Genomic DNA, 6,914 nt, shown 5'->3' with positions numbered 1-6,914 from the left:
TGCCAAGGTGTTCTGCACGGTGATCCGGGGCACGCCGCTGCTGATCCAGCTGTGGCTGCTCTATTACGGCCTGGGTTCGCTGTTCCCGCAATATCCATGGATCCGCGAATCCTGGATGTGGCCGTATCTCAGGCAAGCCTGGCCCTATGGCGTGCTGGCGTTGACCCTGTCTTTCGCCGGCTATGAGGGCGAGGTGATGCGCGGCGCCTTTGCCGGCGTGCCCAAGGGGCAACTCGAAGCGGCGCGCGCGTTCGGCATGAGCCGCTGGAAGACGTTCCGGCGCATCTGGCTGCCGCAAGCCATCTACCGGGCGCTGCCGACACTGACCGGCGAGACCGTGCTGCAATTGAAGTCGACGCCGCTGGTGGCGACGATCAGCGTCATCGACATCTTCGCCGTTTCGTCCAAGGTGCGGCAGGATACCTACCTCACCTATGAGCCCCTGCTGCTGCTGGCGCTGATCTACATGACGATCACCGGTATTCTGGTCTTCGCCTTCAGCAGGATAGAGGCCAGGATCCCGAACAAGATCGGTTAGTGGCGCACGAGTCAGACGGCGGCGGCGGGCGCGTTCGCCGCTTTTCTTGCAGTTGCGGACGATTTTCAACACAAAAGCCCCCTCATGTGCTGCTACTCACAAACCCAACCCCATAACCGCAATCCGCGATCCCAGGACGGCCATGATGCAACTCAGTCTCGACCAGGCAAAAGGACTGTGCCGGATGGCGGCACTTGGCGCCGGCGCCAATGAGGAAGCGGCACAATCGCTCACTGCTTCGATCATCGCCGCCGAGGCCGAAGGGCTTTCCTCCGTCGGACTGTCGCATTTCATCGACTACCTCGAGGCACTGGAAGCCGGACGCATCGACGGCAATGCCGACCCGGTGATCACCCGGCCGGCGCTCGCGGTCTATTTCTCCGATGCACGCGGCGGGCTGGCGCATACCGGCTTCGACCGCACCATCGACGACCTCGCCAAGGCGGCAAAACTGTTCGGCGTCGCCATCTTCTCGCAGAAGAACGCCTATACATGCGGGGCGCTCGGCTATTTCACCGGAAGGCTGGCAGCCCAAGGACTGGTTTCATTCGCAGCCACCAACGGCCCGGCCGTGCTTGCCGGCTCCGGCTCGGTCAAGCCGGTCTACTGCACCAACCCGATGTCGTTTGCCGCACCCGCCGCCGACGGCGCGCCGCTGGTCATCGACCAGTCGTCGAGCGCCACCGCTTTCGTCAACATCCGCAAGGCGGCCGAGGACGGCAAGACAATCCCAGAAGGCTGGGCGCTGGACGCCAGCGGCAACCCGACCACCGACCCAGCCGCCGCCATGAAGGGCGCCATGCTTGCCTTCGGCGGCCAGCGCGGCGCCAACATCGCGCTGATGGTCGAGGTGCTGGCGGCGGGCCTGTCGGGCGCCAACTGGTCGCTCGACGCGCCATGGTTCAGCGGCGGGCCGGACAGCCCCGGCACCGGGCTGTTCGTGCTCGCGGTCGAGCCCAAGCTGCTCGATCCCGATTTCGAGCAGCGGATGAAGGACCAGCTCGACCGGCTGCGGCGGCGCTTCGGCGTGCACGTGCCCGGCCGTGCCCGGGCCGAGGCCGCCGAGAAGGCGCAAGCGCGCGGCATCACCGCGTCCAAGGCGGTGGTGCAGCGCATTTCCGAATTCGCTTCCCGCTATTCTTCCTGACGAGAATTTTTCCGCGCCTCGGTGAACCTTCCCGCGCGTCACGACGACCAATAGCTGTCCGGGTCGGGTTTGCCCGGTCGGTGTCTTCTGTCGGATGCGTCCAGGGCTGGGGCGGGCGTACTTGCTTCACGCCACTGATACCGTCTCAGGTCAGGCCGCCTCGTTGGACCCTGATTTCGACATGAACTTCACCCGGAAAACCCCGCTTCGGCGGGGTTTTCTGCGTTTCGTCATCGCACAAATAAACATGATTGCAATAGTTAACTTTTGTTAACTTGACTTGATGGGGGACCATCGGGCGTTTGCAAGGGATCATCACAACAACAGGAGCCACGATGTCCGCAACCACCGACGCTTCCCGCGGCAAGCTGATCATTCCGGTGCTTGGCCGCCTGTATTCGTCGCTGCATGACGCTGGCGAAACCGTCCTTCGCGTCGTCGCCGGGGCGTTTCTCACCATTCATGGTTCGCAGAAGATCACCAATCCTTTCGGCGCCGCCGAAATGGTCGAGGGCCTCGGCTTTTATCCGGGCGCCTTGTGGTCGTTGGTCCTGGCCTGCAACGAATTCTTCGGCGGCATCTTCATCGCCATCGGGCTTTTGACACGGCCGGCCGCCTTTGCCGGGCTGTTCGTGCTGCTGGTCACGGTCTGGTTCCACTGGGTCACCATGGGCCAGGGTTTTTCGGGCGCGGAAAAGTCGCTGCTGTGGGCGGCAATCCTGCTCTTCTTCGTCATTCGCGGCGGCAACCGCCATTCGGTCGACGCTCGCATCGGCAAGGCGTTCTGACAGGGCGTTCTGACAAGGCCAAAACAAGGGCGGCAGCGACCACGCGTCGCCCTTTGCCTTTGGCGCGAAACGGATTATGAAACGGCTTCAGCCAAGCTTGCGAGCGCCGGAGCCAGCCATGACCGAAATCCTGCAGACCCCAAAGCTCGTCGTCGTCTTTGGCGGATCAGGCTTTGTCGGACGCCATGTGGTGCGCGCGCTGGCCAAGCGCGGCTATCGCATCCGCGTCGCCTGCCGGCGGCCCGATCTCGCCGGGCATCTGCAGCCGCTTGGCAATGTCGGCCAGATCCAGCCGGTGCAGGCCAATGTGCGCATGCGCTGGTCTGTCGACCGTGCTGTGCAGGGCGCAGATCACGTCGTCAATCTCGTCGCCATCCTGCATGAAAGCGGCCGGCAGAAATTCCCCGCCGTCCACGAGTTCGGTGCCCGTGCGGTGGCCGAAGCGGCTCGTGCCGTCGGCGCCGGCCTCACCCATGTCTCGGCGCTGGGCGCGGATGCGAACTCCGAATCGGACTACGCGCGCACCAAGGCGCTTGGCGAAAAGGCCGTGCTGGAGACGATCAAGGACGCCGTCATCTTCCGGCCGTCGATCAATTTCGGGCCCGAGGACGGCTTCTTCAACCGCTTCGCCAACATGGCACGCTATTCGCCGGTGCTGCCGCTGATCGGCGGCGGCCAGACCAAGTTCCAGCCGGTCTATGTCGGCGACGTCGCCGAAGCGGTGGCGCGCTCGGTCGACGGCAAGGTCGATGGCGGCCAGATCTATGAACTCGGCGGGCCGAAGGTGCTCACCTTCAAGGAGTGCATGGAAGAGATGCTTGAGGTGATCGAGCGCAAGCGCCTGCTGGTGCCGGTGCCGTGGTGGGTGGCCAACATCCAGGCATCGATCCTCGGCCTCTTGCCCAATCCGCTGCTGACCAAGGACCAGGTGATGCAGCTGCGCGAGCACAACATCGTTTCGGACGCAGCCGCCAAGGCCAACAGGACGCTTGCCGGGCTCGGCATCCAGCCGCAATCGATCGCGACGATCCTGCCCAGCTACCTCTGGCGCTACCGCGCCGCTGGCCAGTTCCAGCAGCGCAAGCCTGCGGCTTAATTCATTACCACAGCTTGAAGGTGTGTTGAGATTCAGGTCAGGCCGAGCCGAGACCGGTGGATTCCGAGAACCGGAACGGAGCGTACTTTTGGTACGTGAGTACCGGAAGCGCAGGAAGCCATCGTTCGCAGGCCGGCATCACCTGAATATCAGCGCACCTGGCGGGGCGTGACCTGCATCGGTAGACCGCCTTGCGGCTGTGTCGTCAGTTTCTGCACCGGCCAGGGTTTCGTTTCGGCGGTGGTGTCGAAGCGGAAGCGCGACAGCATGATCGCCAGCGCGATGATCGCCTCCTGCATGGCGAAGCTGGCGCCGATGCAGACGCGCGGGCCCGCGCCAAACGGCAGATATTGGAAGCGGTCGATCTTTTCGCGATTTCCCGGGTGGAAGCGCTCCGGCAGGAAGGCATCCGGCCGGTCCCAAAGCTTCCTGTGGCGATGGACGACCCACGGCATCACCAGAACCGCGGCGTGCTTCGGGATATAAAGATCCTTCCACATTTCCGGCTCGATCGGCTCGCGGTTGATGGACGGTGCCGGCGGATAAAGCCTGAGCGCTTCGTCGAAGGCGGCGCGGGTGAACGGCATGGCATCGAGCCACTTCGTCGGATCGGGCTCGCGCGCCAGCACCTGGTCGATCTCCTGCTCGACCCGGTTGCGCTCCCATGGTGATTCCGCCAGGCAATACAGTGTCCAGCCGAGCGAGCGCGCGGTCGTCTCATGGCCGGCGCCGATGAAGGTGATGATGTTGTCCTCGACCTCGGCCCGCGTCAGTCCCTCCGGCCCCTCGGCCTTGAGCAGCAGCGTCAAGAAATCCTGCGGCACGGCATCGGGGTCGCGCTTGAATTTCGCTTCGCGCATCTTGACCGTGTCGGTGACGATCTTGCGGAAATAGGCCATGGTCTTGCGGCCACGGATGCGGGTGAGACGCGGCAGCCAGTCGGGCGCGCGCAACAGGTCGAGCGGGTCGACACGGCCCATGGTCTCGAACAGGCGGTCGATCTCGTTGGCGAAACTGCCGGGCTCACCAGCGATCTCGCCGGAAAACAGCGTCTCGGCCAGGATGTCATAGGTGAGCAGCGTCATGTCATAGGCGATATCAGACGTGCCGCCGTCTTCGTAACGGGTGACGAAGTCCTGCGTGCGGCTCAGCATCGGCTGGGCGAAGCCGAAGATGTGGCGCGGCGTGAACACCGGCGCCATCGCCTTGCGCGACCGCTTCCAGACCTCGCCCTCGGCGGTCAGCAGGCCGTCGCGCAGGATCGGCCGCAGGATCTTCTGGCGCACCGTCGCCATCTTGTAGTTCTTGGCGTTGTCGACCAGCACGTGGCGGATCAGGCCGGGATCGTTGGCGACGATCAGATGTCCGCCAACGCCGTTCGCCGAAATCCAGGGCTCGTTGTAGGTATGCTCACCCCACAGTTCGAGCGGGTTGCGGTAGACGATGCGGATCATCTCCAGCGTCGAGGGCGGCGTCGTGCGCGGCTTCGGCGCCGGGGGGGACGAAGGGGGCGGGCTGGATGTCCATGCTGTGCTCCGCTGATGACCCAATGTAGTGGGCCGCAAAGCAGGCGTCCATGTGACCGAACGGCAAGGCTCCTGCTCTCCGGAATGTGACCGGTTACCGCGAAGTGCCTTCTTGTTGCCCCGAGCGGCATGCCTTAGGTGGCAGTCACCAATAGATACCGCCACCGCAGGAGCCCGCCTTGAAGCACCAGTTGAACATCATCATCGGCAGCACGCGGCCGGGCCGCGCCGGACCGGTTTTTGCCGAGTGGCTGGAGAGCTTCGCGCGCGAGCATGGAAAGTTCGAGCCGGTGCTGACCGACATCGATACGTTCAAGCTTCCGGTGCTGGACGAACCGCACCATCCAAGGCTTGGCAATTACCAGAACGACCATACCAAGGCTTGGTCCAAGTCGATCGACGCCGCCGATGCCTTCGTCTTCGTGGCGCCGGAATACAATTATTTCGTGGCGCCGGCGATCGTCAACGCGATCGACTATCTCTCGCGCGAATGGAAGTACAAAGCTGCCGCCATTTTCAGCTATGGCGGCGTCTCCGGCGGCCTGCGCGCGGCGCAAGCGCTGAAGCCGCTGCTGACCTCGGTGGGTGTCATGCCAATCTCGGAAGGCGTCGCGCTGCCGATGTATCAGAAACTGCTCGACGAGAACGGCGCCTTCAACGCCAGCGAACAGGTGCAGGGCGGAGCCAAAACCATGCTCGACGAGCTGTTGCGCTGGAGCGAGGCTCTGAAGCCGATGCGGGCTGCCTGAAAGCGCTGGTTTTCCGGCAAAAGCCCGGCTTGCTCATGCCATAAAGAGGTGGAATGTTCGCGCAAATGGACAAGCCGGGGGGCGGTTCGACTTGCGTTTGCTTTTTGCCTTGCTGCTGATGCTCATGACCACCGCCACCGCGGTGGCTGAGCGGCGCGTGGCCCTGGTCATAGCCGACGACGACTACCGCCTGATCCGGCCGCTTGCCAATCCGGTCCATGACGGCGAGGCGATGGGAGCGGTGCTGAAGAAGCTCGGCTTCGAGGTCGTTCTCGAAACCAACCGCGACCTGCGGCGCATGCGCCGCGCGCTCGACGATTTTCGAGACGATGCCAAAGGCGCCGACGTGGCGCTGGTCTATTTCTCCGGCCACGGCGTCGAAATCTCTGGCGACAACCGGCTGCTCCCGGTCGACGCCGACGCCTCCTCGCTCGATGCGCTGGAGAAAACCAGCCTGCCGCTGGAGGAGGTGCGCGACACCGTGGCCGCCACGGCCAAGGTCGGCCTGATCATGCTCGACGCCTGCCGCAGCGATCCGTTTTCGGGCACGGTGGGCGAAGGTCGAGGTGCGACATCGCTGGCAAAGGATGTCGCGGAAAAAGTTCGGCCGGGTCTCGGCCGGACTGGCCGCGCCGAAAACATCCTGTTTGCCTTTTCCGCCGCACCGGGTGAGACGGCCGCCGACGGAACTGGCCAGAACTCGCCGTTCACGACGGCGCTGACCAAATATCTCGGCACCGACGGGCTCGAAATCCGCTCGGTGCTGACACTGGTGCAGCAGGAGGTCTATGACCTGTCGCGTGGAAAACAGCTGCCTTATGTCGAGAGCGCCCTGCCGCAACTCTTCTTTGCCGCGAAGGCCAGGCAGGACTTGCCCGAGCGCGAGCGCCTGTTGCTCGCCATGGCCGATGTGACGCCCGAAATGCGCGGCCAGGTCGAGCAGATCGCCAGTGACGCCGACATGCCGCTGGCGCCGCTTTATGGCGCGCTGATCGGTCTCGACACCAAGCACCTTTCCGCCGAGAGCCTGGACGCCAGCCTGCGCGAGGCGGCGGACGCTTTCGTCAAGG

General features: G+C 64.1%; 6 protein-coding genes and 1 pseudogene. 6 read left to right on the top strand and 1 reads right to left on the bottom strand.

Annotation, left to right across the window (positions count from 1 at the left end; translation table 11 throughout):
- The 4 genes from EN993_RS28700 to EN993_RS28685 all read left to right on the top strand — a co-directional run.
- Window positions 1-538: ABC transporter permease subunit (locus EN993_RS28700; protein WP_127265460.1), on the top strand; the 538-nt coding region annotated here is incomplete at its 5' end.
- A 145-nt stretch (window positions 539-683) separates the two neighbouring features.
- A complete protein-coding gene (locus EN993_RS28695) occupies window positions 684-1,685 on the top strand; it encodes an Ldh family oxidoreductase (protein WP_164757866.1) in 1,002 nt (333 codons plus the stop codon).
- A gap of 335 nt (window positions 1,686-2,020) precedes the next feature.
- A complete protein-coding gene (locus EN993_RS28690; protein ID WP_127265458.1) occupies window positions 2,021-2,473 on the top strand; it encodes a DoxX family protein in 453 nt (150 codons plus the stop codon).
- 118 nt (window positions 2,474-2,591) lie between these two features.
- Entirely contained in the window at window positions 2,592-3,569 is a 978-nt protein-coding gene (locus tag EN993_RS28685) for a complex I NDUFA9 subunit family protein (protein ID WP_109665755.1), read from the top strand.
- A gap of 149 nt (window positions 3,570-3,718) precedes the next feature.
- Here EN993_RS28685 and EN993_RS28680 read toward each other — a convergent pair.
- Window positions 3,719-5,096, bottom strand: a pseudogene (locus tag EN993_RS28680) (cytochrome P450).
- A 178-nt stretch (window positions 5,097-5,274) separates the two neighbouring features.
- Between EN993_RS28680 and EN993_RS28675 the strand changes: the two are divergent.
- The gene (locus tag EN993_RS28675) at window positions 5,275-5,844 is read left to right on the top strand and encodes an NADPH-dependent FMN reductase (RefSeq protein ID WP_127265456.1); all 570 of its coding nucleotides are present in this window, start codon (window positions 5,275-5,277) and stop codon (window positions 5,842-5,844) included.
- Between the two features lie 91 nt (window positions 5,845-5,935).
- On the top strand, window positions 5,936-6,914 hold a 979-nt coding region (locus tag EN993_RS28670), incomplete at its 3' end, for a caspase domain-containing protein (protein WP_206532434.1).

This window comes from Mesorhizobium sp. M7D.F.Ca.US.004.01.2.1, assembly GCF_003997785.1.
Lineage (GTDB): Bacteria > Pseudomonadota > Alphaproteobacteria > Rhizobiales > Rhizobiaceae > Mesorhizobium > Mesorhizobium loti.
Note: the sequence above shows the minus strand (reverse complement) of the source record. Positions and strands in the feature narration are given on the sequence as shown.

Bases quoted from the DNA above. Each gene is read 5' to 3' on its own strand.
- EN993_RS28695 (WP_164757866.1), top strand. From the start codon at position 684: ATGCAACTCAGTCTCGACCAGGCAAAAGGACTGTGCCGGATGGCGGCA.
- EN993_RS28690 (WP_127265458.1), top strand. From the start codon at position 2,021: ATGTCCGCAACCACCGACGCTTCCCGCGGCAAGCTGATCATTCCGGTG.
- EN993_RS28685 (WP_109665755.1), top strand. From the start codon at position 2,592: ATGACCGAAATCCTGCAGACCCCAAAGCTCGTCGTCGTCTTTGGCGGA.